Annotated in this window: 23 protein-coding genes; 11 read left to right on the top strand and 12 right to left on the bottom strand. The window is 53.5% G+C overall.

Translation table 11 applies throughout. From position 1 onward, the window contains the following. Positions 1 to 80: 80 nt before the first annotated feature. From IMCC3135_RS12655 to tnpC, 7 genes are all read left to right on the top strand, one after another. Positions 81 to 1,265 (top strand): ABC transporter substrate-binding protein, encoded by a 1,185-nt coding sequence (locus IMCC3135_RS12655; protein ID WP_088917947.1) that lies wholly within the window; start codon positions 81 to 83, stop codon positions 1,263 to 1,265. Between the two features lie 181 nt (positions 1,266 to 1,446). Beyond that, entirely contained in the window at positions 1,447 to 2,223 is a 777-nt protein-coding gene (locus IMCC3135_RS12650) for an ABC transporter ATP-binding protein (RefSeq protein ID WP_088917946.1), read from the top strand. After that, positions 2,220 to 2,924 (top strand): ABC transporter ATP-binding protein, encoded by a 705-nt coding sequence (locus tag IMCC3135_RS12645; RefSeq protein ID WP_088917945.1) that lies wholly within the window; start codon positions 2,220 to 2,222, stop codon positions 2,922 to 2,924. The genes IMCC3135_RS12650 and IMCC3135_RS12645 overlap by 4 nt, the downstream gene beginning before the upstream one ends. Before the next feature lie 2 nt (positions 2,925 to 2,926). Further along, the gene (locus tag IMCC3135_RS12640) at positions 2,927 to 3,937 is read left to right on the top strand and encodes a branched-chain amino acid ABC transporter permease (protein ID WP_088917944.1); all 1,011 of its coding nucleotides are present in this window, start codon (positions 2,927 to 2,929) and stop codon (positions 3,935 to 3,937) included. Further along, entirely contained in the window at positions 3,934 to 5,247 is a 1,314-nt protein-coding gene (locus IMCC3135_RS12635; RefSeq protein WP_088917943.1) for a branched-chain amino acid ABC transporter permease, read from the top strand. The genes IMCC3135_RS12640 and IMCC3135_RS12635 overlap by 4 nt, the downstream gene beginning before the upstream one ends. 3 nt (positions 5,248 to 5,250) lie before the next feature. After that, positions 5,251 to 6,054: a hypothetical protein gene (locus tag IMCC3135_RS12630; protein ID WP_088917942.1), complete on the top strand. Its 804-nt coding sequence runs from the start codon at positions 5,251 to 5,253 to the stop codon at positions 6,052 to 6,054. 82 nt (positions 6,055 to 6,136) lie between these two features. Further along, positions 6,137 to 7,612 carry an IS66 family transposase gene (gene tnpC / locus IMCC3135_RS12625; protein ID WP_088917941.1) on the top strand — a complete coding sequence of 492 codons (1,476 nt, stop codon included), beginning with the start codon at positions 6,137 to 6,139 and terminating at the stop codon, positions 7,610 to 7,612. A 328-nt stretch (positions 7,613 to 7,940) separates the two neighbouring features. On the opposite strand, the gene IMCC3135_RS12620 is transcribed toward tnpC, so the two are convergent. Continuing rightward, the gene (locus IMCC3135_RS12620; RefSeq protein WP_088917940.1) at positions 7,941 to 8,468 is read right to left on the bottom strand and encodes a glycine cleavage system transcriptional repressor; all 528 of its coding nucleotides are present in this window, start codon (positions 8,466 to 8,468) and stop codon (positions 7,941 to 7,943) included. Positions 8,469 to 8,490: 22 nt separating this feature from the next. Next, a complete protein-coding gene (locus tag IMCC3135_RS12615; RefSeq protein WP_205738022.1) occupies positions 8,491 to 10,494 on the bottom strand; it encodes an alpha-amylase family protein in 2,004 nt (667 codons plus the stop codon). 360 nt (positions 10,495 to 10,854) lie between these two features. Here IMCC3135_RS12615 and IMCC3135_RS12610 point away from each other — a divergent pair, with 360 nt between their 5' ends. Next, a complete protein-coding gene (locus tag IMCC3135_RS12610) occupies positions 10,855 to 11,892 on the top strand; it encodes a GGDEF domain-containing protein (protein WP_088917939.1) in 1,038 nt (345 codons plus the stop codon). 18 nt (positions 11,893 to 11,910) lie between these two features. Here the strand turns inward: IMCC3135_RS12610 and trhO are convergent, their stop codons facing one another. Beyond that, positions 11,911 to 12,726, bottom strand: a complete 816-nt coding sequence (gene trhO / locus IMCC3135_RS12605) for an oxygen-dependent tRNA uridine(34) hydroxylase TrhO (protein ID WP_088917938.1) — start codon at positions 12,724 to 12,726, stop codon at positions 11,911 to 11,913. Positions 12,727 to 12,837: 111 nt separating this feature from the next. Between trhO and IMCC3135_RS12600 the strand changes: the two genes are divergently transcribed. Further along, positions 12,838 to 13,830, top strand: a complete 993-nt coding sequence (locus tag IMCC3135_RS12600) for an MDR family oxidoreductase (protein WP_088917937.1) — start codon at positions 12,838 to 12,840, stop codon at positions 13,828 to 13,830. A gap of 47 nt (positions 13,831 to 13,877) precedes the next feature. Here the strand turns inward: IMCC3135_RS12600 and IMCC3135_RS12595 are convergent, their stop codons facing one another. The 5 genes from IMCC3135_RS12595 to bcoG all read right to left on the bottom strand — a co-directional run bounded on the left by IMCC3135_RS12595 (position 13,878) and on the right by bcoG (position 19,873). Next, on the bottom strand, positions 13,878 to 15,290 hold the full coding sequence (locus tag IMCC3135_RS12595) for a nicotinate-nucleotide adenylyltransferase (RefSeq protein WP_088917936.1): 1,413 nt from the start codon (positions 15,288 to 15,290) through the stop codon (positions 13,878 to 13,880). A gap of 106 nt (positions 15,291 to 15,396) precedes the next feature. Further along, the gene (locus tag IMCC3135_RS12590) at positions 15,397 to 16,185 is read right to left on the bottom strand and encodes a carnitinyl-CoA dehydratase (protein WP_088917935.1); all 789 of its coding nucleotides are present in this window, start codon (positions 16,183 to 16,185) and stop codon (positions 15,397 to 15,399) included. Between the two features lie 48 nt (positions 16,186 to 16,233). After that, complete coding sequence (locus IMCC3135_RS12585) at positions 16,234 to 17,397, bottom strand: acyl-CoA dehydrogenase family protein (RefSeq protein WP_088917934.1); 1,164 nt, start codon at positions 17,395 to 17,397, stop codon at positions 16,234 to 16,236. Then, positions 17,394 to 18,968: a carnitine 3-dehydrogenase gene (locus IMCC3135_RS12580; protein WP_088917933.1), complete on the bottom strand. Its 1,575-nt coding sequence runs from the start codon at positions 18,966 to 18,968 to the stop codon at positions 17,394 to 17,396. The genes IMCC3135_RS12585 and IMCC3135_RS12580 overlap by 4 nt, the downstream gene beginning before the upstream one ends. Continuing rightward, a complete protein-coding gene (gene bcoG, locus IMCC3135_RS12575; RefSeq protein ID WP_088917932.1) occupies positions 18,965 to 19,873 on the bottom strand; it encodes a 3-dehydrocarnitine:acetyl-CoA trimethylamine transferase BcoG in 909 nt (302 codons plus the stop codon). Before bcoG ends, IMCC3135_RS12580 begins: the two co-directional genes overlap by 4 nt. Positions 19,874 to 19,945: 72 nt before the next feature. Between bcoG and IMCC3135_RS12570 the strand changes: the two genes are divergently transcribed. Then, on the top strand, positions 19,946 to 21,130 hold the full coding sequence (locus IMCC3135_RS12570) for an AGE family epimerase/isomerase (RefSeq protein WP_088917931.1): 1,185 nt from the start codon (positions 19,946 to 19,948) through the stop codon (positions 21,128 to 21,130). A 9-nt stretch (positions 21,131 to 21,139) separates the two neighbouring features. Here IMCC3135_RS12570 and IMCC3135_RS12565 read toward each other — a convergent pair whose 3' ends face one another. The 3 genes from IMCC3135_RS12565 to IMCC3135_RS12555 form a co-directional block, all read right to left on the bottom strand. Further along, positions 21,140 to 21,862 carry a nitroreductase family protein gene (locus IMCC3135_RS12565; RefSeq protein ID WP_088917930.1) on the bottom strand — a complete coding sequence of 241 codons (723 nt, stop codon included), beginning with the start codon at positions 21,860 to 21,862 and terminating at the stop codon, positions 21,140 to 21,142. A gap of 15 nt (positions 21,863 to 21,877) precedes the next feature. Then, a complete protein-coding gene (locus IMCC3135_RS12560) occupies positions 21,878 to 22,864 on the bottom strand; it encodes a Gfo/Idh/MocA family protein (protein ID WP_088917929.1) in 987 nt (328 codons plus the stop codon). Positions 22,865 to 22,935: 71 nt separating this feature from the next. Then, positions 22,936 to 24,186 carry a DEAD/DEAH box helicase gene (locus IMCC3135_RS12555; protein WP_088921821.1) on the bottom strand — a complete coding sequence of 417 codons (1,251 nt, stop codon included), beginning with the start codon at positions 24,184 to 24,186 and terminating at the stop codon, positions 22,936 to 22,938. Positions 24,187 to 24,300: 114 nt separating this feature from the next. On the opposite strand from IMCC3135_RS12555, the gene IMCC3135_RS12550 reads away from it, so the two are divergent. Continuing rightward, positions 24,301 to 25,386, top strand: a complete 1,086-nt coding sequence (locus IMCC3135_RS12550; protein WP_088917928.1) for a malate/lactate/ureidoglycolate dehydrogenase — start codon at positions 24,301 to 24,303, stop codon at positions 25,384 to 25,386. Between the two features lie 27 nt (positions 25,387 to 25,413). On the opposite strand, the gene IMCC3135_RS12545 is transcribed toward IMCC3135_RS12550, so the two are convergent. Further along, positions 25,414 to 26,664, bottom strand: coding sequence for an Hsp70 family protein (locus IMCC3135_RS12545; protein ID WP_205738021.1), 1,251 nt, complete (start codon positions 26,662 to 26,664; stop codon positions 25,414 to 25,416). Positions 26,665 to 26,806: the final 142 nt, after the last annotated feature.

Raw genomic sequence — 26,806 nt, 5'->3', positions numbered from 1 at the left:
CGAAACAAGACCAATGGGAAACGCATCGTTCACGAAGGTGCTGTCCTCCCGAAACCTCACAAATGCAGGAGCCACAGTAAATGAAGAAACTTCTCATCAGTACTGCCGTAGCCATGAGTCTGGGTAGTGCAGCTGCATCAGCAGAAGAGATCAAGATTGGTGTGTTTCTGGGCTTGACAGGCCCTCTTGAGTCGCTGGTTGCCAATATGGCGCCCAGTGCCGAGCTAGCCGTTGCAGAAGTCAGTGCTTCCGGCAAATTACTCGACGGCAGTACCGTTACCGCTGTGCGTGCAGATACAACTTGTATTGATGCAGCTGCTGCCAGCTCAGCCATCGAACGCCTCATTACCGTTGACAAGGTCGCCGGTGTTGTCGGTGGTGACTGCTCGGGTGTAACCACAGCCGCTTTGACCAATGTTGCCGTTCCAAATGGCATGGTGATGGTGTCCCCATCGGCCACCTCCCCGTCTTTGACAACAGTTGAAGACAATGGCCTTTTCTTCCGTACAGCACCTTCCGATGCTCGTCAGGGTGTAGTGATGAGCGACATCATCATGAGCCGCGGCTTTAATGAAGTCGCCCTCACCTACACGAACAACGACTATGGCAAGGGTCTGGCCGACTCCTTCCAGGAAGCATTCGAAGCAGCTGGCGGATCGGTCACCATCAGCACTTCCCATGAAGATGGCAAGGCTGACTACTCGGCAGAAGTTGGAGCTCTGGCCGCTGCCGGTGGCGAAGTACTGGTGGTTGCAGGCTATCTTGACCAAGGCGGCAAAGGCATGATTCAGGCGTCTCTGGACACTGGCGCATTTGATACCTTCGTATTGCCCGATGGCATGGTTGGCACAGCCTTGCCAGAGGCTATCGGATCCGATCTGGATGGCTCATTCGGACAAGCTCCGGGAACAGACAGCGAAGGTGCAGGCAAGCTGGTTGAACTGGCGAAGGACGGCTACGATGCCACATCACCTTTTGCAGCTGAAAGCTATGATGCCGCCGCTCTGATCATGCTGGCCATGCAGGCAGCGGGCTCCACTGATCCACAGAAATACAAGGACACCATCATGAGTGTCGCCAATGCACCAGGTGAAAAAATCTATCCGGGTGAGCTGGGCAAGGCTCTGGAGATTCTTGCCGATGGCGGTGACGTTGATTACGTCGGTGCCTCCAACGTCGAATTGATTGGCGCTGGTGAAAGTGCAGGCAACTATCGCGAAATCGAGATCAAGGACGGCGCGATATCCACGGTTGGTTATCACTAGGATCCCTTGCCTGTTGTCGACGTGTTTTGCGAGACCAACAGGCATTGTCCGACGACGTCCATGCAAGGTGCTTTGACAGACTAAGGGGCAGCCAATTCATTGGCTGCCCTTTTTTATTGTTCCTGTCTGACAAGCACCCTGAGACCACCTACCCGGAACTGGCGCCCGACACAGAATAATCATGATCAAGGTAGACAACCTGACCAAGAAGTTTGGTGGCTTTACAGCCGTCAACCAGGCATCTCTGGCAATACGCAAAGGCTCCATTACCGGACTCATCGGTCCCAATGGCGCTGGCAAGACCACCCTGTTCAATGTCATTGCAGGAGTGCATAAACCCAGCTCTGGCACGGTACTGCTTGATGGTGAAGATATCACTGGACTACCGCCACATGAGCTCTTTCACAAAGGCATGCTCAGAACCTTTCAGATAGCCCACGAGTTCTCGACACTGACGGTTCGCGAAAACCTCATGATGGTGCCTCCGGCCCAGGCCGGCGAGACACTGATGGACGTCTGGTTCCATGGCAAGAAGGTTCAGGAGCAGGAACGCAAGGTCAAGGAAAAGGCTGAAGAGGTCATCGATTTTCTCGAGATCTCCCATGTCGCTGATGAACTGGCGGGCAACCTGTCGGGCGGCCAGAAAAAACTTCTGGAATTGGGCCGAACCATGATGGTCGATGCCAAAGTCGTGTTTCTGGATGAGGTAGGCGCGGGTGTAAACCGCACTTTGCTGAATACGATTGGCGATGCCATCATTCGTCTGAATCAGGAACGTGGCTATACCTTCTGCGTCATAGAGCACGATATGGACTTCATAGACAAGCTGTGCGATCCGGTCATCGTCATGGCCGAAGGCGCCGTACTGGCCGAAGGCACACTGGCTGAGATCAAGGCAAATGAACACGTGATCGAAGCTTATCTGGGCACAGGCCTGAAAAACAAGGTGGCTAAATGAGCTTTCTGCTAGCGCAAGGCATGACCGGCGGTTACGGCAGTGTCGACATCCTGCATGACTGCACCATCGCTGTCGAAAAAGGCGAAATAGCCGTTATCGTCGGCCCCAACGGTGCGGGTAAATCCACGGCCATGAAGGCCGTGTTCGGTATGCTCAACATCCATACGGGCAATGTGTTTCTGGACGGTGAGGACATCACAAAGCTGAGCCCACAGGATCGCGTCGCCAAAGGCATGGCCTTTGTGCCACAGACCAACAATGTGTTCCCGTCCATGTCGGTTGAACAGAATCTGGAAATGGGCGCCTTTCTGCGCCGCGATGACATCAACAAGACCATTGAAGAGGTCTACAGCCTGTTCCCTATCCTGGGCGACAAACGCAAGCAGAATGCCGGCGAGCTATCCGGCGGACAACGACAGCAAGTCGCCGTCGGCCGTGCACTCATGACCCAGCCCAAACTGCTGATGCTGGACGAACCCACGGCGGGCGTATCCCCCATTGTCATGGACGAACTCTTCGATCTCATTATCGATATAGCCCGCACCGGCCTGTCGATCCTGATGGTCGAGCAGAACGCACGCCAGGCTTTGAATATAGCGGACAAAGGCTACGTTCTGGTCCAGGGCAGAAACCGTTTTACCGATACCGGGCAGGCACTGATGAACGATCCCGAAGTCCGCAAGAGCTTTCTGGGAGGCTGATCATGGAACTGCTAAATGCATTGGCCTTGTTGTCAAACTACGTGCTGGTACCTGCACTGGCCTACGGCAGTCAGCTCGCCCTGGGAGCGCTGGGTGTCACACTGGTATTCGGAATTCTGCGCTTCTCCAACTTTGCGCATGGCGACACCATGGCCTTTGGCACCATGGTCACCATCTTGTTCACCTGGTGGTTTCAATCCATGGGGCTCCACCTGGGCCCGTTGCCAACAGCACTGCTGGCCTTGCCGTTCGGCATTGTTTTCTGCGCCGCTTATGTGCTACTGACCGATCGCGTCATCTATCGCTTCTATCGACACAAGCGAGCTGACCCTGTCATCTACCTGATAGCCTCGGTCGGCATCATGTTCGTCACCAACGGCGTCGTGCGCTTCATCATCGGACCGGATGATCAGAACTTTGCCGATGGCGAACGCTTCATCATCAAGGCGGGCGAATTCAAGAAATTAACCGGCCTGAGCGAAGGTGTTTCCATCAAGGCATCACAGGGCATCACGGTAGTGACCATGGTTATCGTTGTGGCACTGCTGTTCTGGTTCCTCAACCGAACCCGCTCTGGCAAATCGATGCGTGCCTACTCAGATAATGAAGACCTGGCGCTTCTCTCTGGCATCAATCCTGACAGGGTGGTTGCCATCACCTGGATTCTGGCTGCCGCGCTGGCGACCATTGCAGGCACACTCTACGGCCTCGACAAGTCCTTCAAGCCATTCACCTATTTTCAGCTATTGCTACCCATCTTTGCCTCGGCCATCGTGGGTGGATTGGGCAACCCACTGGGTGCCATCGCAGGGGGTTTTGTCATCGCCTTTTCCGAGATCATGATCACCTATGCCTACAAACGGGTCGTCGCCTATATGATCCCCGGCGACTGGGTCCCTGATGGTCTGGTTCAACTGCTGTCAACCGACTACAAATTCGCTGTCAGTTTCATGATTCTCTTGCTGGTATTACTGATCAGACCTAACGGAATCTTCAAGGGGACAGGGACATGAGTTCGATGCGCAACGTCATCTATTTTCTGATAATGACAGCCCTGATTGTTCTGGTAGGAGAATTCCAGAGCTGGAACCTGGCGCTGTCGATCGTCAATCTTTGCATCATCTCCTCCATCATGGCCCTGGGTGTGAATATGCAGTGGGGATATGCGGGACTGTTCAACGCCGGCATCATGGGCTTTGCAGCATTGGGTGGATTGGCTGCCATCGTGGTTTCCATGCCGCCGGTACACGAGGCATGGTCAGCAGGAGGCTTTGGCATCTTCACAGGAATTGTGGCTTTGATTGCTACGGTGGTTGCCGCTGTATTCAGTTACCGGAAAATGAAAGGCCGGCCCTTTCGCACAGCCATTGTCGTACTAATCAGCATTGGCGGCTACTTCATCATGCGTAGCTTGTTTGACCCGGCCACTGATGCCATCGAGAAAGTGAACCCGGCAACATCCGGCTACCTGGGCGGTATGGGATTGCCTATTCTGCTCGCCTGGCCTCTGGGCGGCATACTGGCAGGTGCGGCGGCCTGGGTGGTCGGCAAGATCACACTGGGACTGCGTACCGATTATCTGGCGATCGCCACACTGGGTATCTCAGAGATCATCGTTGCCATGCTCAAGAATGAGGACTGGATGACACGTGGCGTAAAAAATGTTGTTGGACTGCCGCGTCCCGTGCCCTACGAAATCAATCTGCAGCAAAGTGACTGGTTCATCCAGCTCTCTGGTCGATTTGACACTGACCCGGTTGCCTTCTCCAGTATCTTCGTCAAGCTTTGTTATGCCGGCCTGTTCACCGTTGTATTGCTGATCATTCTGTACTTGTCCGAAAAAGCGCTTCGCTCTCCCTGGGGCCGCATGATGCGAGCCATCCGCGATAACGAAGTGTCGGCCAATGCCATGGGCAAGAACATCACCGCCAGACATTTGCAGGTATTCGTACTGGGCTCCGTCGTCGTGGGTATTGCAGGAGCCATGCTGACAACGCTTGATGGTCAGTTGACCCCCTCAAGTTACCAGCCGCTGCGATTCACCTTTCTGGTGTGGGTCATGGTCATCGTCGGTGGTTCAGGCAACAACTGGGGCGCGGTACTGGGTGGATTCGTGATCTGGTTCTTCTGGATCATGTCCGAACCCATGGGCATCTGGTTGATGGATGTACTGACATCGCAAATGGGTGAAGGCAATGCTCTGCGTTCGCACCTTATTGATTCTGCACAGCATATGCGACTGATGACCATGGGCATCATTCTATTGCTCACCCTGCGATTCAGTCCGCGCGGCTTGCTGCCTGAAAAGACCGGGCGGCACTGACAAATGTTCTTCCATCAAAAGCCAGAAAAAGTAAAAAGGGACAACTGCAAGTGCTGCGACATTCTCACCATCGAAACAGCTGACTCCTACGAAAGAACTATGAATTCGGACAAGGTTAAGGGAATGAGAAATTTTGTATTGCTTGCCACAATTCTGATTGCCATGTCTGGCTGTAGTACGACTGCTTGGGATCCTTATTACAAAGAACTGAAACCTACTTACGAGAAAACTTACAAATTAAGTAGCCCTTTGATCGTAGCTTCTCAAGACCAAAGGCCATATGTGCTCTCTGGAAACAAAACGGAATTATTCTACGGACTCACCAGATCTTTATTTGGCATACCATATAGCCAATCCGGCCCTGTCAGCGCATCGAACGATATTATCGAATACGTGAGTCTTCTCATAGAAGACGAATCTTCAATATTCGGCATCAAAAGAAAGTCAATAGGTATCGATGAAGATGGGCTATCCGTAGCGTTAGACGAGTCAACCCGCTCCCCTGTCTTATTCATTCAATTTTACGAATGGAAGACAGACACTCCCGCTGTTGGCACCGGCTTACTTCATTACGATCTAAGGGCTAAAGTGATTGATCAGGCCGGCCAAATAGTCGCTCAGGAAGATGTTAAGGGCACTAATTCTATAATTAACCCGGACCCTGGCTCTGGTGCAAAACGAAAAACCGGACGCTGGTATCAAAAGGCCAAAGGTGACGCGCTAGGAAAAATATTGCTCAACCCTGCTATTTTCAATGCGATTAATCTATTGAGTTCAGAGCAATTAGAAACCAACACACCTGCGTAAGCGTTCACGGCGTTGCAATAGCGTTTTCTGACTATGTAGGCTATTCTGAAGAAAAGGCCCCGCGAGTTTATTAGCCATCATCGTGCCCGATCCTCATCTATCAAATCCACCCCAAACGCTTGATGAGGCTCGCACTCAGATCGAGCAATTGTGGGATGTGGTTGGTCAGTTAGAATCGATAACCTCAGATCTTAAAGCGCAGAATGAGGAGCTTGTTGAACAGGTTCGAGAGCTGAACGAACGCATGGGCAAAAGCTCGCGTAACTCCTCCCGTCCACCCTCTTCAGACTCCACCTCGCAACGAGCCAACCGAAAAAAGAAACCCAAATCTACAAAACGAAAGGGTGCGCAGCCGGGTCATGAAAAGCACGAACGCCCGCTGGTACCCGAAAGTGATGTCGATCAGATTCAGCGCTATTTTCCGACCGCGGCCTGTGGCTGTGGTGGCTCTATTTTTGTTGATCCCGAGCCACGCTGTCGTCACCAGGTGTTTGATATCCCGGTGGTGCGTTTTTCAGTGATTGAGCATCAGCTGTTCGGTGGGCAGTGCAACGGGTGTGGCAAACATCATTGCGCCCAGACTCCCGATAGCGTGCCTTCGGGGCAGATGGGCCCCAATCTGGTGGCACTTATCGCTCATCTGTCCGGGCGTTATCATTTGTCGATTCGTAATATTCAGGATTATCTGGTTGAGCACTGGCAGTTGCATTTCAGTCTCGGTGCCATCTCTCAGGCTCAGGCAAAAGCGACGAGCGCATTAGGCGACCCGTACCGACAGATTGGCGATTTTGTTCGCCAACAACCCGTGGCGCATGCCGATGAAACACGGCATTTTCGCGGCAATGAGTGCCGTTGGCTGTGGTCGTTAGTGTGTGTCCAAGCTTGCTATTTCCTGACACAGGCCTCGCGCGGCAAAGAGGCTGCCGATAGGCTGTTAGGCGAATTCACAGGGTATTTGGTCACTGATGACTACGTGGGTTATAACCGTGTACCGGAAAATCGTCGTCAACTGTGTTGGCCGCACCTGATTCGAAAATTCATCGATATTGCTGGACGGGTAAGCAATGGCGGCAAGATCGGACGCCGACTTTTATTACTTGCCCACGCGGTTATCCGCACCCGACATCGATGGCAAGATCAACTCATCGACGAGGCCGTTTATTACCGGCGAATGCAGCGACTACGCCGCAGCTTTCACCAGACGCTGGAGCGAGGTGCCCGGCTACGAATCGATGGGCGAACCAAACGTCAATGCCAACATCTTCTCAAGCGAGAATCGATGTGTTGGACCTTTCTCAAAGATCACAGAATCCCGCTAGACAACAATAGCGCTGAGCGTGCGCTTCGGCCCTATGTGATCTGGCGCAAGTTGAGTTTTGCCACTCAATCGTATCAAGGCGATCAGTTTCGTCCTTTGATACTGAGCATCGTGGGCACTGCACAACGGATAGGGATCTCAAGCTATCAGTTTATCCGCATCGCGTGTCACCAGTCGATGATTGAGGGCGAGGTGAAAGTGCGCTTCCCGTTTGATGCGCCTCGGTTAGCGACTAGCTGAAAGAATCAGTTGCGGTTCCTACACCCCGCATGCAGGACCGTGAACGGTTACCACACCTGCAATTGTTGAAGACGACCGAACTCTTAAGCCAGAAGTCGTAAAACCGCTCACGTCATGCACTACAGAACAGTTCCTAGCCTTGAAAAATGCTGGATTGTTCGACGCGCAAATTCTTGCGGCATGCGATAGCTCCAACTAACTGATCAAATCTTCATAAACTTCTTTGCCACAGTGGTGGCCGTGGACTGCAACCTCCATCCCTTGATACGCAGCCATTCCCCCTAGAGACATCCGCTACCTAAACAGTAGCGGCGTCGTACCGCTTCCGCTACTCCAGATCTGCCAGGTTGATATCGATCATCAGACTGTCAGACAGCTCCTGCAGACGTTCATGCAATTCCTCGGTGCTCAGACTGGTTGGCACACTCAGTTGGGCATGAGCATGAAAAAGCATGCCACCTGCCATGGATGCCTCTTCAAGAAAGGTATCGAAGGCCTGCACGCTGACACCCACATCAGATAGAACACGACTGATGTCGCGCACGATGCCCGGCTGATCCTGACCAAGTAGCTCCAGCTCGACATCACGGCCTGTTGTCGGCGCAACCGCATCTTCAACAGGCAGTAGTGTGACGTGTAATGAGGCGGAGTCCAGAGATTGCACGGCTGTCAGCAGTGCCTCCTGGCGAGCTTCATTCACCTCGACACGCAGTATTCCGGCAAACTGGCCTCCCAGGTTGGCCATTCGGCTCTCCAGCCAATTACCGTCGTGACCCGCAACGACTTCAGCAAGCGCGCTGACCATGCCCGGTCGATCAGGGCCGGCAACGGTAATGAGTATTGTCTTGTTGTTCATGTCTGCTTCCCTGAGCGTAAATTCATATCAACCATAACCGCGCATAGGGAGCCAGCTCAATAACATCATTACTGACACTGATCTCCCGCCCCGTCAGTTTATCGTACAGCTCAACGATACCGCTTTCATAGAGTGGCTGAACATTAAGATGTTGCGTACTGTCACTGAAGTTATAGACGCAAGCCAGTGTTCCCTGAGGGTGCCGATTGGCGATAGTGAACAGATGCGGGTGACCGACATCCAGAATATCGGTGTCATATCTGGCATTCAACTGAGCCGTCTTGCGACGGGTCGCCACAATGCGGGAAAATCCGGTGTAGAGCCTGCCTTCAATCGATTCGGTGTCATGCCGGTTCGCCACCTTGTCCCAGTCCATCACGGGACGATGCAGCCAGCGGCTATCGGCTGCGTGCTCGGGATTGTCCGAGTAGCTGTAATCATTCAGCAAGCCAAGCTCGTCCCCCATGTAAATCAAGGGAATACCACCAAAGCCGCATATGAGTGCATGGCCCAGCAGAATACGTTCGATAGCCAGATCGATCAGTTGATCATTGCCCCATTCGACGGCTTGCTCCAAGCCGGACAGGCTCGCCAGGGTTCCATTGATTCGCCGATCTCCGTTCTGCCTGTTGAACTGGAAAACACCCCCACGGGCAAAGCTGCCCTGGAACTCTCCAGAGTAGAAACTGGATAGAAACTGACGATGCGCGGCGCCATTGAGTCCCACCGCATCCGCATCATCATCGGCGATGGCCCAGCCGATATCATCATGGCAGCGTATATAAGTGCCCCAGGCAATGGAACTGGGCGTTCTGGGGAACTCGCTCAAGGCCTGTGTCATCAGTTTCGTATCCCGACTGGCTAACGAGCTCCAGAACTGCACCATCAAAGAATTGTGATAGGCGAAATTTGACACTTTGCCATGATGACGCCCAACACCGAAATAGCGAATAAGGTCATCAGGGGCAACGATGGCCTCCGCTTTGTGTGCAACAGCTGGCGAGGCGATGCGCGAGCAGGTTCGAAGAGCCTGCATCAGATCGAAGACCTCTTCCTGATTCTGAGAATCGGTCCCCATGCGCTTCCACATGAATGCAACCGCATCAAGGCGGAAGACTTCGACGCCCAGATTGGCAAGCTCGAACATGACATCGACAATTTCGAGAAAGACTTCCGGATTCGACCAGTTCAAATCCCACTGAAAATGATTGAAGGTCGTCCATACCCATTTGCCGCTTTGTTTATCCAGAGTAAAATTGCCCGGGGCAAATTCGGGGAAAACCTCGGGCAACGTGCGCTCGAATGCATCGGGCAAGACACGGTCTTCGAACATATAGAAGTATTGCTGATAACGTTCGTCACCTGCCTGGGCCGCCTTTGCCCAGGGATGTTCCTGTGCACAATGATTCAACACCAGGTCAATGCACACCGACATGCCACGAGCACGGAATTTGGTGCACAAGGCTTCAAGATCCTCATTGCTTCCCAATGCGGCATCAACCTTTCGATAATCGGTGACAGCATAACCACCATCATTCTCGCCCTCACGTGACTGCATGACCTTCATGAGGTGTACGTAGCTGACTCCCATCTCTTCCAGATAGTCGAGATGATCGTGAACCTTGTCCAGGCGACCGGAAAATTGCTCTACATAGAAAACGTACCCCAGCATGCTCTCGTGTTGAAACCAGTCAGGCTCCAGATCACGCTCGACATCAAGGACCTTGAGCTCTTCAGGTCGCATTACGTAGTAATGTGCCATCAGCAGCACCAGCCGTTGCATGAAGTCGTCAAAATCTTCACGCTGACCATAAACCGGCAAAAGTCCGTCATACAGGTTCTGAAACCAGCGCGCCAGACGCAATCGGAAAAGTTGCTGGTCACGCGCTACCAGATCTGACAAAGCCTCATCAAGTGCTTTACTGGCTCTCTCCAGACATGCCAACGCACCGGCGGTCATCAGGTGGGCGTGCCGATGCCGGAACGCCGATACCTGCACAGCCTCTTCGGCTGATGTTTCACTCACTGACGCGTTTTCTTGAATCAAGCTCGCTACCTCTTTCAGCACGGAAATTAATTGATTTCTAACGTCTGGATAGATTCCATATCCAGGATTTCAGAGTAATACATCACTGTGACGGCGACGGTACAAACCGTGCCTGACGCCATAAATTCGAACACTTTTTTACAAAACCATACTTTTGATCAGGATACGTGGCTATCCGTTAGTTTTACAGTGTAGGAAAACATTACCAACTACTCATGATTTAATCCAAATAACGTCTGCTAGCTCCTTTTTACTGCTTTACTACCCAAAGCAGTGAGCCCGTTGTCCAGGATCAGGACACGAGAGAGGGCGCAGTAAGTTACAGGGAAAAGGTGGGCAATGCCGCGAATATTCAGTCATGACACAGAGGAAACCGGGTCGGATTTCCGATCCAAGGCAACGTTAGGAGTCGCAATAACAGCGGTATTGCTGTTACTGCCTGCCGTTCTTCTTGATCTGCTGAAAGGTGAGCTGGCAATTGGGATTGGTGCATTTTGCGTCGTCTTCATTCTCAGCGCCAACGCCTGGATTGTCCTGCAGGGTCGCTGTCATCAGAGACTGACGCAATATGGCCTGATACCCGCCGGCATGGTTTTCATGACGAGTATTTTCCAGATGGACGGCCTCATTGCCAGCCTGTGGTGCTACCCCATTGTGCTGGCGGCATACTGCATGTTATCCGAGCGCAGGGCCTGGTTCGCCAATGCCGTCATCTTGCTGTTGGCATTGCCCATGGTCTGGCTAACACTTGACCCCACCTACGCTTTTCGTGTGACCACCACGTTGGTAGCCACCAGTATCTTTGCAGCCATACTGGTCTGGGTGATTGACGATCAACGCCGCATGCTGGAAATGCAATTGACGCTGGACCCACTGACCGGGCTGCTGAATCGACTGACCTACACCAAACGCATGGAACAAGCTGTCCATGAGCACGAACAACACGGCAAGCGAATCAGCCTGTTGGCGATTGATGTCGATAATTTCAAGAAATTGAATGACCATCACGGTCATGCAGTGGGCGATTATGTTCTCAGTCAGATCGGCCTGCTACTAAAGAACGCCCTGCGTGAAGAGGACAATGTCTTTCGCATGGGCGGTGAAGAGTTCACGGTCATTCTCATCAATGCCAATGAACGTGCGGCCATTGAAACAGCCGAAAGAATACGGCGACAGATTGGCGAACACGATTACGGCATCAACTCAGCAGTGACAATCAGCACAGGCGTGGCAGAACACCTCCAGGACGAAAGTTGGGCTGCATGGGCGAAACGTGGCGATGACAGGCTGTATGAGGCCAAGCACAAAGGGCGCAACCGAGTCGTAGCCGCCCAACCGAAGGAAGTGGTAAAACTGGGTATTGTCAGCCTGCCTTGAGCCCCCCATAAGAGCCGTCTAGTGCGTGCCCAACTGACATCGACACTGTGTACCCGCAGGCACTGCCAGCTGACAGTGATAACACAGGCCGGCACCGGTAGGCACAAGCTCGGGGGTCAGTTCGACGCGTTCATCAAATACAAAACAGTCACCCTGCCAGTGGCGTGAACCGCAAGTTTCCAGATAATTCAACAGACCGCCCTCTATCTGGTAGACCTCGCGAAATCCGTTTTCCAGCAACCACGGGGCGGCTTTTTCACAACGAATCCCCCCCGTACAATAGGTCACCATCGGTTTTTCCTTATCCAGTGTGCCCGCCTCCAGCGCCTTTGTCACGGCTGCCTTGAAATTCCGAAAATGCTTGATATCCATATGCACAGAGGCCGGGAACGTTCCTGAAACAATCTCGTAATCGTTTCTGGTATCCAGCAAAGTGATATCACGGGCTTCATCCAGCCATTGGCTGAGTGTATCCGGAGAGATAGAAGGAGCCTGTGGCCGTTGCGCCTGCAGTGCCTCAGAATCCTGCCCATCGAAGGCAATGATTTCAGTGCGAACCCGCACACGCAAACGGCGATAGGGAACAAGACGAGACAGGCTTTGCTTTAACCATAAACCGGCAAAGCGGCTGTCTTCATTGAACCAGTTGCGAGCCGCAATCATCTGCTCCTCGGTACCCGCCATGGACACATTGATGCCTTCAGATGCCAGCATGATGGAACCCTGCACACCGATATCGCTCAATGCCTGCTTCATCCTTTGCTGAATATCCTGCGTGTCGTCCAGGTGCACGAAACGGTATCCTGAAAGATTGATGATGGGCGAATCTGTCATCGCTTGACTACCACTGAGGGCCGTAGAGGGGGATCATCAGTTTAACAGCGCGACTTGTCTGAAGGTTTGTTTTACCATCCTCTTCAGAGCCGAATAACAAGGGGAAAAAACATGAGCTTTCAGGCATTACTAGTCACTCGGGACGACGATGGCAAAACATCAGCCGCCATCGAACAGCTTGAAGATGCACAATTGCCAGAGGGTGATGTGACGGTTGCCGTGGAGTATTCCACGGTCAACTACAAAGACGGTCTGTGTGTCGGCCCGGGCGGTGGCCTGGTACGAAATTACCCTCACGTTCCGGGAATCGACTTTGCTGGCACTGTCGAAACCTCAACAGACCCACGTTACAAGGCCGGTGACAAGGTTGTTCTCACTGGCTGGCGCGTTGGTGAAGCCTGGTGGGGCGGTTATTCGCAGAAGGCATCGGTAAAGGCTGATTGGCTCGTGCCCCTGCCCGACGGACTCACCACACGTCAGGCTATGGCCATTGGCACGGCCGGCATTGCTGCCATGCTGGCTGTCATGGCACTGGAGACGCATGGATTAAAACCCGGCACCGGACCGGTACTGGTCACGGGCGCTGCTGGCGGCGTCGGTTCGATTGCGACTGCCGTTTTGCACACCCTGGGTTATGAGGTGGCAGCAGTCACAGGTCGACCTGAGTCCGCTGACTATCTCAAGAACCTGGGTGCCGCCACGGTTGTGGCGCGAGAGGAGTTGCAGGAAACCGTCAAACGTCCACTCGAGGCTGAAGCCTGGGCTGGCTGTATCGATGTCGCGGGAGGCCCCATGCTCGCACGTATTCTGGGCCAGTTGAAGTATGGTGCCAGCGCCGCCGCTGTTGGTCTGGCGGGTGGAGCAAGCCTGCCTGCCACCGTCATCCCTTTTCTACTGCGTGGCGTCAACCTGCTGGGCATCGATTCGGTCATGCAACCGTATGAGAACAGGCTGCAAGCCTGGAAACGTCTATCCACAGATCTGCCCATGGATAAACTTGAAGCCATGATTCAGCCTGCCACCTTGTCGGACTTGCCAGCACTGGGAGAACAGATCCTGAAGGGTCAGGTCAAGGGCCGTGTCGTGGTCGATGTGAACAGCTGATCACATTTGCCGCAGCCAAGGCCCTGGGGGCTGACTCTGTCAGCCCGTCAGCCGCGAAAACCGAATAATCGGTTTTCCATGATCAGGGCCGCTGCAGTTTCAGGCACAAGATTTTCCCAGTCTCCGCGTCCGCCGGGGATTTTGGCAAGAATATCGCGCGAGTAGATTTTCAACAGATCCGTATCACTGCAATTGATGCCGAATATGAACTGATTCTCGAGCAGATGCTTGTACAGATAGCGCATGGTCGCGCCCACTTCGATAGTCGTGAAATCCGCCAGCTCACCCGAGTTGCTCAACTCTGGATAAACGAACAGACGTGTGTGATCAGGGAACAACTTGCCAAAGCCTTCCAGCATTCCACCTTCGACACCGACATAACGCTTTTCGTCAAAGATCTCCTTGACGTTGATCATTCCCAACACAATGCCGATCTGCAATGCGGTGAACTGGCGGAAGTAGGCTCTTAACGAAAAGTATCGCGTGTAATCCGAGACCATGACGCTGTAACCCAAAGAGTTAAGCAGACTGACTCTGGCCAGCAAATCCTCTTCCGGCACCATCAAATCCTTGCCGTAAGCATCGTTGAGTGATATTTCGGCCAGCACGATGGAATTATCTTCACCCACACCGTCGTGTTGCTTGAACGCTTCGAACCCCTGTTCGATCATGTCCACATTCAGTCGGGTTACCGGCTTGAATGAGCCACGAGTGGTCAGTACGTTTTTCTTGTAGAGCAGTTCGGCAGGCACCGCAATCTGCCCGTCCGGTTTGAACATGATGGCTCGCGTTTTCCAGCTGCGGATCAAGTGCAGGTTCATGCCTCTGTTATCCAGATCCTCGAAATAAGGACCGAGAAATTCGATCGAATCCACTTCGATACTTTCCGGGTTCAAGCCATCAGTGAGTGAGTCTATGATCTTGCGCGGATCCTCGAAATAATAGAACGAGGCATAGATCAGATTGACACCCAGAATACCCAGTGTGTCCTGTTGCTGCTCGGCCGTATTCTCCAGCATGCGCACATGCACGGTAATGTCGGAAGGTTCAGCACCGGGATACATCTGTATGCGAATGCCACACCAGGCATGACACTCGTTGTCTCTGTTAAAGCTTTTGGCCGATACCGTTGTCGCGTAGGAGAAAAAACGTGAGGAACGCGAGCGCGAAGTCCCCACCCGCGAGACTACCAGAGCAAACTCCTTGTCCAGCATGGCCTTGACGCGCGCCTGGCTGACATAACGCCCACCTTCCTGAGTGCCATAAATGGCATCCGAGAACTGCATATCGTAGGCTGAGATCGTTTTGGCGATCGTTCCGGCCGCGGCACCTGCCAGAAAAAAATGCCGAGCCACTTCCTGCCCTGCGCCGATCTCTGCAATCGTGCCGTACTTCTTCTCATCCAGATTCAGGCGCAGGGCCTTATTGGTCGTCGTTCGATCGCTTACCGATTTATTCACGTCTGGTTGTCTCTGTCAGTCTTGTGCATCTGTGACTACCGCCCGCCTTTGCAGAGTCGAACAGTCGTTCCCGCGTGGTTAGATATCTGAAAACGTGTACTACGCCTCAAACACCTTTCCAGACAGGATCCCGTTTCTCGCTGAATGCTCTGCTTCCCTCTGCCGCATCCTCTGATCCATAGAGGGTATCGACCGTTTTCAGCTGACGCTTAGTGATGCGGTTCATCGAATCCTGAAAATTGCTGTCTTCGGCATCCCGAACAATCTCCTTGATGGCCGCAAAAACCAGTGGCGGCCCCGCAGCCAGACGCTCAGCCAGCTCCCAGGCCTCGTTCAGTAACTCTCCGGCAGGATAGACATGATTCACTATTCCCCAGCGTTGAGCCTCGACAACATCGAACCAGCGTCCCGTCAGCAACATTTCCATCGCCACGTGATAGGGAATGCGCTTTGGCAGCTTGATGGAGGCCGCGTCTGCCACGGTGCCCGAATTGATCTCAGGTAATGCAAAGCTGGCACCCTCAGCGGCCAGAATGATATCGCAAGACAATGCGATCTCCAGACCGCCACCGCAGCAAATGCCATTAACGGCTGCGATGACAGGTTTGTTCAGATGCGGCAGCTCCTGCAAACCACCAAAGCCACCCACACCATAGTCACCGTCGACCGCATCACCGTCGTTGGCAGCCTTGAGGTCCCATCCCGGGCAAAAGAATTTTTCACCGGCGCCCGTCAGAATGGCAACTCGAAGCGCCGGGTCATCACGGAAGTTGCGAAAAACCTCGCCCATGACACGGCTGGTTGCCAGATCCACTGCATTGGCCTTGGGTCTATCGATAACAACTTCGAGTATGGCGCCCCGGATGCGTGTTTTGATCGACTCTGATTCGTTCATGCTGGCGTCCTTAGAAGTTGTTTACAGGCAGTATAGGTGATGATTGTGTCAGCCGCCCAACGGACGCAAGAGCGCGCGTGAAATGATATGCCGCTGTATCTCCGATGTGCCTTCCCAGATGCGTTCTATCCGCGCATCGCGCCAGATTCGCTCCAGTGGCAACTCGTCCATAAGCCCCATACCACCGTGAATCTGGATGGCTTCATCAGCCACCATGGCCAGCATCTCTGTTGCCTTCAACTTGGCCATAGCCATGTCCGCATCACTGACTGTGCCGTTGTCATAGGCCCAGGCCGCTTGCATGATCAAGAGTTCAGCCGCTTTCATCTCGGTAGCCATATCGGCCAACTTGAAGGACACGCCCTGAAATTTACCGATGCTCTGACCGAACTGCTTGCGCTGCGCCGCATACTCCAGGGCATGAGCAAACGCGCGTTCAGCGCGCCCCAGACAGGTGGCTCCCACCTGCAATCGAGTGGCACCCAACCAGTTGTTAGCCACATCAAAGCCTTTATGCACCTCTCCCAGCATCTGACGCTTGTGGATACGACAGTTATCAAATTCGAGGATGGAGTTTGTATAGCCCCGATGGGACACATTGCGATAACCGTCACGCACATGAAAACCCGGAGTACCCATGTCTACAAAAAACGCTGTGATCAGTTTTTTCTTGCCACGAGCCGTTTCCTCCTCTCCCGTGGCCATGAAACAAATGGCAAAATCTGCATGGTCAGCATGAGAGATGAAATGCTTGCTGCCATTGAGAATCCAGTCATCACCATCAGCCTTGGCCGTGGCCTGCATGCCGCGTAAATCTGAACCGGCTCCGGGCTCTGACATGGCCAGACAGTCCGATTTTTCACCCGCAACACACGGCAGCAAATACTTTTCGCGTTGCTCCGCATTGCCTGCACACAGAATATTGGAAGGTCTGGCGACGCCGGTCCAATGCAGCGCATAGTTGGCCTTACCCAATTCCTTTTCATAGAGCATCCAGGTCTCGGTATCCAATCCGGCACCGCCGAATTCTTCTGGAATGTTAGCCGCATACAAGCCAGCCTCGATGGCTTTGCTCTTGATCTGTTCCAATACATCTCTTTCCAGAACGCCAGTACGCTCGACCTGGGCCTCGTGTGGATACAACTCCTTCTCGACGAAAGCGCGGGTCGTATCGACAATCAGTACCTGCTCTTCGCTCAGACCAAAATTCATGAATTATCTTCCGTTGGATTCTGTGTTTGCTCAACCACCCGCGCTTGCACCCGCACCTGCCCAACTGCCCGTCCCACCCCCTCTGGCAATGGCAAACTGGCCTGCAGTGCGACAATCCGGGCAAGTTCTTGTGCCACTGCAGCTCCAGGGACACAAGCTGCACGTGTCTCCAGTGAGACATGGATCAGCATATGCTCACCGGTGGCCAGCAGTCGTCCGTCGCCGTGATGCAGGCCATGAAACAGCTGCATTTTCTTGCCCTCACCCATAAGCACTTGGGTCAGGGTATAGACAGGCTCATTGACTCGTACTTCATCCAGATGACGTATATGGGTTTCTGCGGTAAAAAACGAACCACCCGACGCCATGTACTCAGCATCACAGCCAATCATGCGCATGAACGCATCTGTCGCATCTCCGAAACACTGTAGATAACGCGCCTCGTTCATGTGATTGTTGTAATCAGTCCAGTCAGGCGGAATGCGCCGTTCGGTGGTGCGTATAGGTTGCGAATAATCAATTTCGGACTCTGCGCCTGTGCCACCATTCGCTACAGCCGCACCTGCGTCGAACAGCTTCTTTTCGTAATCGGCAAGTATGACCCCTGCCCCCCAGTTGTTCGCTTTGAGTGCCTGCTGAATAGCCACCAGGTTATCGTCACGAATTCTCTCAAGCTCACGAATTCCCCTATGCCCCGATTGCTGGTCTGATTGCCCGGCAATCAGCTCAACCAGCTCCTCATTGTATTCAGGCACATCCATCAGTTTTGTCCAGGGCCAGGTCAGGCAGGGACCAAACTGTTCCAGAAAATGACGCATGCCAGCCTCCCCACCAGCAATTCGATAGGTTTCAAAAACACCCATCTGAGCGTAACGAAGACCGAAACCAAACCGAACGATATCGTCCAGATCTTCGGTCGTCGTGATGCCATCTTTGATCAGCCACAGAGATTCACGCCAGATGGCCTCAAGCAATCGATCTGCAACAAAGGCTTCGATTTCGCGTTTCACATGGATGGGCTTCATGCCCAGAGAACTGTAGAAAGTTCGCGCGGTATCAATGATGCCCGCATCAGTTAGCTTACCTGCAACCAGCTCGACCACTGGCAACAGATAGACCGGATTGAATGGGTGTGCAACGATCAGGCGTCCCGGGTGCTGCATCTGGGCTTGCAAATCGCTGGGCATGATGCCAGAGGTGGAAGAGACAATGATGGCATCCACAGCCGCATGCTCTTCAATTTCAGCATAGATCGATTGCTTGAGCGCGAGTCGCTCGGGCACACTTTCAATGATCCATTGAGCTGAACTGACCGCCGCTTCGATCGAGGCGCAGAAAACAAGCTCTCCCTTTTTCGGTCGCTGCGCCATGGTCAGCTTTGCATAGGCACGATCAGCATTGTCCAGCACTGGCTGCATGCGCGCCGCTGCATCCGGCATGGGATCGTAGACTCTGACCGACAGACCGTTTTCAATGAGTCGCGCAACCCATCCGGCACCGATGACACCGCCACCGATACAAGCTGCCGTGTTCACCGCTATCGGAGTCTTTGTCTCTACCACGCTGCTCATGCAGGAGCTCTCTTGGTCAGATTCAGTTTTTCGCGAACCTGAGCAGGCCCGATCACCTTGGCCCCCATGTTTTCAATAATGTTAACTGCCCGCTCAACCAATTGTGCATTGGTTGCGAGCTGACCTTTAGCCAGCATCAGATTATCTTCCAGACCGACCCTGACATTGCCACCAGCGAGCACCGATGCGGCAACATACGGCAATTCATTCTGACCCAGAGCAAAAGCGGACCAGCACCAGCCGGAGGGTACATTGTTGACCATTGCCAGGAAGGTGTTCAGGTCGTCTGGTGCCCCCCAACGAACGCCCATGCATAACTGCACCAGAGCATCGGCATCCAGAACGCCTTCTCGAACCAGCTCTTTGGCAAACCACAGGTGACCGGTATCAAATGCTTCTATTTCAGGCTTGACCCCCAACTGCGTAATCATCTTCCCCATGGCACGCAACATACCGGGGGTGTTTGTCATGACGTAATCGGCTTCGGCAAAATTCATGGTGCCGCAATCCAGCGTGCATATTTCCGGCAGACAGGCGGCTATATGAGCCACCCGCTCGGTGGCGCCGACCATGTCGGTGCCGGCAACGACAGGCAAAGGCGATTCAACACCGCCGAACACGATGTCTCCGCCCATGCCAGCCGTCAGGTTCAATACAACATCGACCTCACTGTCACGAATACGCTGCGTGACCTCCCGATACAACTCCACATCCCGCCTGGGAGCTCCTGTTTCAGGATCCCGCACGTGACAGTGCACAATAGCGGCGCCGGCCCGCGCAGCATCGATGGCACTGTTGGCAATCTGCTCTGGCGAGCGCGGAACATGGGGGCTCTTGTCCTGGGTGGATCCTGAGCCCGTTATTGCGCAGGTGATAAAAACTTCCCGGTTCATCGCTAAAGGCACTGGCTCTGCTCCTGTTCTGTTGACTATACTGAGGGCTCGTGAAAAAACTAGCTATCCACGACTCATCAGGCTATGAATACACCACAATCTCCCCAGTTTAGTTCAGCGGATTTTCTACGTCAGCACATCCAGTCGATTCTGAATTTCTACGAACCACACGTCATCGCTCCGGATGGCGGCTTTCACCAGTGTTTCCTGGATGATGGCAGCGTCTATGACCCACAGATGCGCCACCTGGTCAGCTCAACGCGCTTCGTATTCAACTACGCCACCGCCTATCGTTTTCATGGCAATGAACAGCACCGGGAATGGGCTGTAGCAGGCTTCAAATACTTGCAAGACGTTCATCGGCAGCCCTCAGGCTGCTACGCCTGGGTCATCGAAAACGGCCAGGTAACCGATGGGCGTGCCATGGCCTATGGCCACGCATTCGTGATGCTTGCTGCTGCCAGTTGTGTTCAGGCAGGCATCAAGGAGGCCAGCGATACCATCGATGAAGTCTGGAACTTCATGGAAGAGAATTTCTGGGATTCCGAAGGCCGGGCTTATGCCGATGAGCTGGACAGCGAACTGGAAGTGCTGGACCCCTACCGTGGGCAAAATGCAAACATGCACAGCTGTGAGGCATTGCTCGCCGCCTACCAGGCAACCGGGCAGGCTCGATATCTGGAACGCGCGCAATTGCTCGCGCAACGCTTCGCGGTGGAACTGGCAGCCATCAATGACGGGCTCATCTGGGAGCACTACGATACAAACTGGCAACTCGATATGCAGTACAACATCGACAAGCCGGATGATCTTTTCAAGCCCTGGGGCTTCCAGCCTGGCCACCAGGTTGAATGGACCAAACTACTACTGACACTGAATCAGGAAAGTCCGAATCCTGTTTGGGTACAACGTGCTGCCCAATTGTTTGACGCTGCCATGACAAAGGGCTGGGATGATCAATATGGCGGCCTGGTTTATGGGTTTGCACCGGATGGCTCATTCAGTGATGCACACAAGTACTTCTGGGTACACGCCGAAGCCTTTGCAGCCGCCTGGCGCCTGCACAAACTGACCGGCGAGTCCCGCTACCTGGACGATTACAATCGTTTGTGGGAATACAGCTGGCAGCACCTGATTGATCACAAACACGGCGCCTGGTTTCGTATCCGTACGCGTGAAGGTGCCGCTGTCGACAATCAGAAATCCCCACCGGGAAAGACTGACTATCACACCATGGGAGCTTGCTGGGACGTACTGACCCAGCAATAGCCTGTTGTTTTAGTCAGCTAGTGTGACCCAGCGTGCCCAGCCTTCCACCGGGCCGCGCTGGTCACGCAAACCACCGGGTATCAACTTGCTATCTGTCACCACGGCTGGCGCCAGAAACAATGATCCAAGCAACACCTCGTTGCGACCTATTCCCAGGTGATCAAATACTTCTTCATCACGCAGAATGCCGCCACTGGACCAGTAGCTGCTCCAGCCTCGTGCCTCAGCTGCCAGCAGTAGATTCTGTATGGCAGCACCACTGGCGGCAATATGCTCGATGTTGTTGGCAGACAGTTCAGGACTCTGTCCCTCGGCACCAGGATCTGGCAGCCAGGTGGCCTGCACCAGAGCCCCACAGGCAGCCAGCATGTTCTTGATCTTGGACTGCCAGGCCCGACTCCATTTGGAATCTGGCTGATTGTCAGACTGGCGTTGCAAAAACTGCATCAACGATCGACAGGCCGCAGGCTCCAGTACGTGAAACCGCCAGGGCACGACTGAATCAAGAACCCCCTGGCGATGCACCTGCTCATCGGCACGTTTATGAAAAGGCGCCCAGGCCGCCCCTTCGACCATCGTACGCAAGGCCTTCGCCTGCTCTTCGGTCCAGACAACAGCGGACTCGCCCTTGTTATCCGGCTCCAACATCAGTTTGCTGGTCTTGCGCGCCCTGATGACCCGGTCGACGGCCTCTACCTCGGCCTGTGCATTACCGCTTTCACTGGCTTGCATTATTGATTCCTCTGCTCAAACCTTGACGCGCTTGCCACTCTTGCCTGATTTGTAGATTGCATCGATGACCTTCTGATTGAGAATGGATTCTTCCAGGGTGAAACAAGTTTGCTTCTTGCCTGCGACCGCGCGACAGAATGCCTCAATCTCCAGTCGATACTGATTCACTCCGGTGAAACGGTAGATGCGCGTATCGCTATGCTTGGCATTGTGTACCCGAACCTCATCACCTTCATACAGATTGGAATTGAACGGTGCACTGAGTTCGATAAAGCCCTTGTCACCATGAAAGACCATCGTCTGCCGGTTTGCCATCTGCGTACTGACATAGAAACTCATGTTCACCTTCTCGAACTCAAGCTGAATATTGGCATAGCGATCAGTCTTGAAGGTCGGATCATACTCCACTGAAGCCGTGGCTGATACTGGCTCCAGACCTGTTGCAAAGCGTGCACAGACGGTCGGATAAACACCGATATCAGGCAATGCACCACCACCCAGCTCAACCTGATTACGCATGTTGCCAGCATCGGTGTTGAAGTAGGTAAACGAGGCATCTATATGACGTAACGTACCAATCGTGCCTTTCTTGAGCAGTTCACGAACCTTCAGCCACTGTGGATGGTAGGTGACCATATAGGCCTCCGAGACGATCACTCCGGCTTTATCACGTGCCTTGATCAGCTTGTTTATCTCGCTGGCCTTGAGTGCCAGTGGCTTTTCAACCAGGACATGTTTGCCTGCAAGAATAGCTTTATGCGCCCATTCAACATGCTGTGAGGTGGGCAGCGGGATATAGACAGCATGGATATCCTTCGATTCCAGCATGGCCTCGTAGCTATCAAAAGACTGCGGTGCATTGAAATGATCTGCCATCTTCGCTGCCCGCCCACCATCGCGAGAAGCAACGCCTTCAAGGCGTGCGCCGTCGGCCTGCTGGATGGCCGGAACAAGATGATCTCTACCGATCTTCGCGGTAGACATGATTCCAAAATTCAACATGACTGACTCCTTGAGTAGGTGGAAGCCCGGTGGGGCCCTGGTAATGAAGTGGCCGCAGTTACATACCGGCTTCAGTTTGAATCGGACTCATCGGAATGGCCCGCAGAGCGTGCGGCAGCGGCACGCAACTTGTCTTTCTTGCTCATGCGCTTGCCCTTGATCCCACCGTTGCCATCGTTCAGCGGTACGACTCTTTGCAGCGCATTTTTCGGTTCAAATCCTTCTATCTGTTCTCGGGGAATACTGATATTCAGTCGCTTCTCGATCAACGCCAGATGAGCCTCGCTATTAATGTCGACCAGACTGATGGCCTCGCCCGTCAGACCTGCACGTGCCGTGCGTCCGATTCGATGGGTATATAACTCGACCGATCGGGGCAGATCATAATTGATGACCACCGGCAGACTGGGCACATCGATGCCACGCGCGGCAAGATCAGTTGCGACCAATGCCTGTAAATCGCCATCTTCCAACTGTCTGAGCACGTTGGCGCGCTGCGCCATGGACAATTTGCCATGCAATACAGCGGCTTTTATTGAAGCCTTGGACAGGTTTTCTGCCAGCTTTTCAGCACCTCTTCTGTCAGCTGCAAAAATCAGGGCAGGTGCTGCAAGGTCCTGTTCAAACAGAAACAACAGCAATTCTTTTCGACGCTGCTCATCAACTTCCACCGCTCGGTGCCGCACCTGCTCAACCGCTGTTGCCAGATCCAGAAAAACCGGATTTTTCAATATCCAGCCCGCTTTTGCGCGAACTTTCCTTGAGTAGGTTGCTGAGACCATCAAACGTTGACGAGGACGAAACTCTGCGATGAGTTCATCCAGCTGATCCTGAAAGCCTTCATCGAGCAAACGATCGGCCTCATCCAGTACCAGGACATCGATACTGCTTTTATCAATGCCGTTGTGCTTGATGACATCAAGCAATCGTCCAGGTGTGGCCAGAATGAAATCAGCCCCGCCACGCAATTGCATCAGTTGCGTATTGATCGAAGAACCACCAGCCAGCGTAGCCACTTTGCAGCCACCTGGAATCTGGGCAAAGTCGCCGAGCACTTTTGCCAGCTGACCGACCAGTTCTCGAGTAGGCACGACAACCAGAGTGCAGGCACGCTGTTTGCCAGCACTCGCCAGAACCTGACTGAGCAGTGGCAGCAAGTAGGCCAGGGTTTTGCCCGAGCCCGTGTTGGCTGATACCAGCACATCACGGCCTTCGACAACGACCGGAAAAAGCTCTTGCTGCACTCGCGTTGGTACTTGCAGCCCCAGCTGATCAAGTACCTGAGTCAGGCTGGAGGGCATGGCAAATGCGTTGAATGACATGTAGCGTTCATTAAAAATAACAAGCACTAGTGTACCTTGAGACAGTCCCTGTTGACAGGCAAACAAGTACACTCATTGCTGAACTGAAAAGCACACTACATTCAAGGGTCCCTTATGCCTGTTGCATCAAACTATACAAGCCAGTCGGTCAAACAATTCGCCACTGCAGTATTGAAAGGATTCGGTTGCAATGAGAACGAAGCTGACATCGTTGCCAGCCACCTCACCGATGCCAATCTGACCGGACATGATTCGCACGGTATCGGCATGCTGCCCTTATATGGCGAGCAGATACTCGACGGCAACCTGGTCCCCAATCAGGAACCATTGCTGCATGCTCCCATGGGCGCCATTTCCGTTGTCGATGCCAAACGTGGCTTCGGTCACCGTATGGCTCTGTTGGCACTGGACCATGCAATGAAGTGTGTGCCAGAACACAAGGTGGCTATTCTGGCTTTGCGAGACTCAGGTCATGTTTCGCGTGTCGGCACCTATTCAGAGTACTGCGCAGCCCGTGGCTATGTCTCCATTCACATGGTCAATGTCGTAGGCCATGCCCCTATTGTTGCCCCCTTCGGTGCACGCGAAAGTGGCTTCTCAACCAATCCGATCAGCATGGCAATGCCGCTCAAAGGTCAGGCCAAACCTTTGCTGGATATTGCAACCAGTACCGTTGCCTTCGGAAAAGTCCGAGTTGCAAGCAACAAGGGTGAGAAAGTGCCGCCTGGCTGTCTGATCGATGAGCAAGGCCTGGAGACTCTCGACCCTGACCCCATGGCTCAATCAAGACAGGGATCTCTCAGCGCATTCGGTGCACACAAGGGATCAGGACTGGGAATATTCGTCGAACTGCTGGCAGGTGCCCTGTCAAGCACCGACACGGTAGCCACGATGGAACACCTGCCCCATGGGGTCATCAACAACATGTTTTCCATCATTATCGATCCCAGCGCTTTCGACAGTAGAAAGGCTATCGAACAGCGAACAGAGGAGTTCTACAACTTCATCAAATCCCGGCAACCCGCTGTTGGCACCCCCGCGGTACTCCTGCCTGGCGAGACAGAGCATCAGAACCGTCAGCAACGTACCGATCATGGCATTCCAGTCGATGATGAAACAGTACGTCAGATCGTGGATATTGCAGATCGATTCAAACTGGACCCAACCGCCATCAACGCGCTGCTGACAAAGGCTTCCTGAGCCCTGCTCTTAGGGTTCGTGAAACAATCAGGCAAATCGTCTGGCGGCATCAATAGTCAACCCCAGACCCACGCTGCCGAAGGTATCCCCCTGCACATGTTGAGCTGAGGGAAACATTTCACCGAACTGCTGCCGTAGCAAAGGTACGGCAGAGGTTCCTCCCGTATAAAAAACGCGGGTAATGGCCTCTGGCCGTATTTGTGAGTCAAGCAATGCTGTCGACACACAGTGGCTCAGACGCTCAACCACCGAACCGATGGCGGTTTCGAATTCATCGCGACTGATAACGGTCTGCAAATCGCGGGATAGCCCCTGTAACAGACATTCGCTGATGCCACTGGCAGACAGCTTGATCTTGGATTGCTCCACCTTTCTTGCCAGCGCATGCCCCAGTTTGCGCGATACGACCTCGCCAAGCAGGCGCACCTTGTCGGCTTCGGCCGCATCGAGCTGAATCTGGCGAATTTTCTGCTCAGTTGCATTGTTGTACAAGAGCGGAATACGGTGCCAGGTAGCCAGATCGTAGTAGGTAGAATTCGGCAACTGTCTTGTGGTGCCTTTGACCAGCGTCCCCATCCCCAGCAATGGCATCAGGGAATGCAGACTCAGCAATCGGTCGAAATCCGTACCACCAATGTGGATACCCACCGTGGACAGGATATCACTTGTCCTGTCGGCCTGCCGATGCCTCTCGGGAGACAGGCGGATAATGCTGAAATCGGCCGTACCACCGCCAATATCGACAACCAGAGCCAGTTGCTCATCCTGCAGCTTGCTCTCGTAGGTGAGTGCGGCGGCGACGGGTTCGAACTGAAACTCCACATGCTCGAATCCTGACTTTTCGGCAATTTCGCGCAATTGCCGCTCTGCCAGCCGATCCATTTCCGGATTATCGTCCACGAAGTGCACAGGCCTGCCCAACACGACCTGGTTCATATCCGCTTGCCCCTGACTCGCCAGGGTGACTCGAAGGAAACCGAAGAAGTCCTGAATGATGTCACTGAAAGCAACTCGCCGGTTCCGGATCGCAGTCTTCTCGCCCATCAGGGAGGAACCCAGGATGGATTTCAAGGAACGCAACAACCGACCTTCAACCTCTTCGGTGTATTGCGAAACCGCCTGTTTGCCGAAGTAGACCTCAGCAGATTCTGCCGAATAGAAGATGGCTGTGGGCACGGAATAGCCGTCCTCACCAAACGCTAACAGGGTGGGCTCACCGCTTTTCAAATAACCGACACTGGAGTTGGATGTGCCGAAATCAATACCGCCTGCGTTCATGGAAATCGGTGCTGTGTGCCAGTGACGGGGAACCCGCTAGTGTAAACCAGACTGGTGTCGAGGTGGCAGCATCTGGCAAACGAAACGCACATCCTGACTGATGCAACTTTAATTCGCCGTAAGGTAGCTTCATTAGTGCCAT

This window comes from Granulosicoccus antarcticus IMCC3135, from assembly GCF_002215215.1.
Lineage (GTDB): Bacteria > Pseudomonadota > Gammaproteobacteria > Granulosicoccales > Granulosicoccaceae > Granulosicoccus > Granulosicoccus antarcticus.
This window is presented reverse-complemented; position numbering and strand designations above follow the sequence as displayed.